General features: G+C 69.0%; 3 protein-coding genes. All 3 read right to left on the bottom strand.

The features are described 5' to 3' along the window. Window positions 1-1,688 (bottom strand): acetate--CoA ligase (gene acs, locus A8G00_RS24575; RefSeq protein WP_103001952.1); only part of this gene is annotated, 1,688 nt, incomplete at its 3' end. Window positions 1,689-1,697: 9 nt separating this feature from the next. Beyond that, the gene (locus tag A8G00_RS24570) at window positions 1,698-2,165 is read right to left on the bottom strand and encodes a pseudoazurin (RefSeq protein WP_025549448.1); all 468 of its coding nucleotides are present in this window, start codon (window positions 2,163-2,165) and stop codon (window positions 1,698-1,700) included. A gap of 61 nt (window positions 2,166-2,226) precedes the next feature. Continuing rightward, window positions 2,227-2,639 (bottom strand): rhodanese-like domain-containing protein (locus A8G00_RS24565; RefSeq protein WP_103001951.1); only part of this gene is annotated, 413 nt, incomplete at its 5' end.

The following is a 2,639-nucleotide window of genomic DNA, read 5'->3' as shown; positions in this document are numbered from 1 at the left end:
TAGGCGTAGATGCCCTGTCCCTTTATGTCGTGCGGGAAGCCCACCACCGCCGCCTCCGCCACCGCCTCGTGCAGCACCAGCGCGCTTTCCACCTCCGCCGTGCCCATGCGATGGCCCGACACGTTGATCACGTCGTCGACGCGCCCCGTGATCCAATAGTCCCCGTCCGCGTCGCGCCGGCAGCCGTCGCCGGTGAAGTACAGGCCCGGATAGGTGGTGAAATAGGTCTGGAAGAAGCGCTCATGATCGCCCCACACGGTCCGCGCCTGCCCCGGCCAGCTCCGCGCGATGCAGAGATTGCCTTCCCCCTCGCCCTCCACGGCGACGCCATTGCCGTCGACCAGCAAGGGCTCGACCCCGAAAAAGGGCTTGGTCGCCGCGCCCGGCTTCAGGTCCGTCGCGCCCGGCAGCGGCGTGATCATGTGGCCGCCCGTCTCCGTCTGCCACCAGGTATCGACAATGGGGCAGCGCCCCTCGCCCACCACCTCATGATACCAGCGCCAGGCTTCGGGATTGATCGGCTCCCCCACCGTGCCCATCAGCCGCAGCGAGGCGCGGCTGGTGCGGGTCACATGTTCGTCCCCCTCCTTCATCAGCGAACGCAGCGCCGTCGGCGCGGTGTAGAGCGTCGTCACCCGATGCCGGTCGACCACTTCCCAGATGCGGCTGGGCGTCGGCCAGTTCGGCACCCCCTCGAACATCAGCGTGGTGCCGCCATTGGCGAGCGGTCCATAGACGATATAGCTGTGGCCTGTGACCCAACCGACATCGGCGGAGGACCAGAAGACCTCGCCCGGCCGATGGTCGAAGGCAAGGTCGAAGGTCATCGCCGCCCAGAGCAGATAGCCGCCGGTCGAATGCAGCACGCCCTTGGGCTTGCCCGTCGATCCGGAGGTGTAGAGCAGGAACAGCGGGTCTTCCGCCGCCATCGCCTCTGCCGGACAGTCGGCGGAGACCTCAGCGGCCAGTTCGTCATAATAGGCGTCCCGCGCGGGGTCCATCGCGACGTCCCCGCCCGTCGCCCGGACGACAATCACGCGTTCCAGCCCCGGCGCCAGAGCCGCCGCCGCGTCGACATTGCGCTTCAGCGGCACGATCCTGCCGCCCCGCCGCCCCTCATCGGCGGTGATGACGATCCGGCTGTCGCAATCGCTGATCCGTCCCGCCAGCGCCTCGGGCGAGAAACCGCCGAACACCACCGAATGGATCGCCCCGATCCGCGCGCAGGCGAGCATGGCGAAGGCCGCCTCCGGAATCATCGGCAGATAGAGCGTCACCCGGTCGCCGCGCCCCACGCCCGCGCCTTTCAGCACATGGGCGAAGCGGCACACCTCTTCATGCAATTGCCGGTAGGTGAAGCGCCGCGCCGGTTCCTCCGGATCGTCCGGTTCCCAGATGATCGCCGCCTGATCGCCGCGCGTCTCCAGATGGCGGTCCACGCAATTGGCCGACACGTTGAGCATGCCGTCGCTGAACCAGCTTATGCCGAAATCCCCTTCCGCAAAGCTGCTCTCGTCGGCGCGGGTGGGTTCGCGCAGCCAGTCCAGCCGCCGCGCCTGCTCCAGCCAATAGGCGTCGGCGTCATCCAGCGATCGGCGATAGCCCGCGGCATAGGCGGCGGCATCGACCTTCGCCTCCGCCGACCAGGCCAGCGGCACGGGATAGACAGGGGGAGCTGTTGTCAGCATCGGCGGATCTCACTTCACTTTGGCGAGCGCGGCGGTCATCCGCCTGGCGGCGAAGGGCGGCAGCTTCACCGCCTTGGCCGCCGCGAGATCGGCCGGGGCCACCTTGCCCACCTGCACCAGCGCGACCATGCCCATCGAATAATGCGGCATGCACTTGATGCCGTAGAGGCCGGGCTTGGTGACGGTCAGCACCGCCTCCTTGTTCATCGCGCCCTTCATCGGGGTCGCGCCGGCCGGCAGCATGTTCGCGATGGTTTCGGCATTATGGCTGGGATTGGTCGGCTGGAAACGGATGGTGTCGCCCACCGCCGCCTTCACGAAGGACGGCTCGAACACCATGGCGCCGTCCGCGCCCTGGTTCTTCATATGGACGACGATGTCCTTCGCCTGCGCCGACAGCGGCGCCAGCGTCAGGAGCGCGGCGGCGGCAACGCCGCCCAGGGTGATGCGAATGCGGATCAAGGCTCTCTCTCCCATGCAAACATGCTTGGGCAAGTGATGACGCAGCGCAGCGGACCCCCGCAATGGGCCATTGGTCCTAGGGCGCGCGCCCCTCCGGCGCCACTCGAACCAAGGGCCGCCCCAGGTCGCGCCAGCCGTCCGTCCCCTCCGCCAGCCACCAGACATTGCGATAGCCCATGGCGCGCAGCCGCCGCGCCGCGTTCCAGCTCATCCAGCAATCGGACCGGCAGAAGACGACCAGCATGCGATCGCGCCGGCCACCCGTCAGCCGCCGCACGCCGGCCGCGAACCAGAGCGCGATGTCGGGCTCCGGCACGCCCCTTCCCGCTTCGGGGAACCAGCGAGCGCCCGGAATGCTCTCATGCTGCGCCGCCAGCCGCCAGCGCCCGTCGCTCTCCCGATGCCCGCCCTCGGCCGGCAGGACGTCGAGGAACAGCGCATCCCGGCCCGGCCGCAGGGCTGCGGCGGCGGCCGGCGCGATCCGCCCGA

Origin of the sequence: Sphingobium sp. SA916, from assembly GCF_002894065.1 — a bacterium.
Taxonomy (GTDB): domain Bacteria; phylum Pseudomonadota; class Alphaproteobacteria; order Sphingomonadales; family Sphingomonadaceae; genus Sphingobium; species Sphingobium fuliginis.
This window is presented reverse-complemented; position numbering and strand designations above follow the sequence as displayed.

Excerpts from the sequence above, each read along its gene's own strand:
- A8G00_RS24570 (WP_025549448.1), bottom strand. The coding sequence starts at position 2,165 with ATGGGAGAGAGAGCCTTGATCCGCATTCGCATCACCCTGGGCGGCGTT.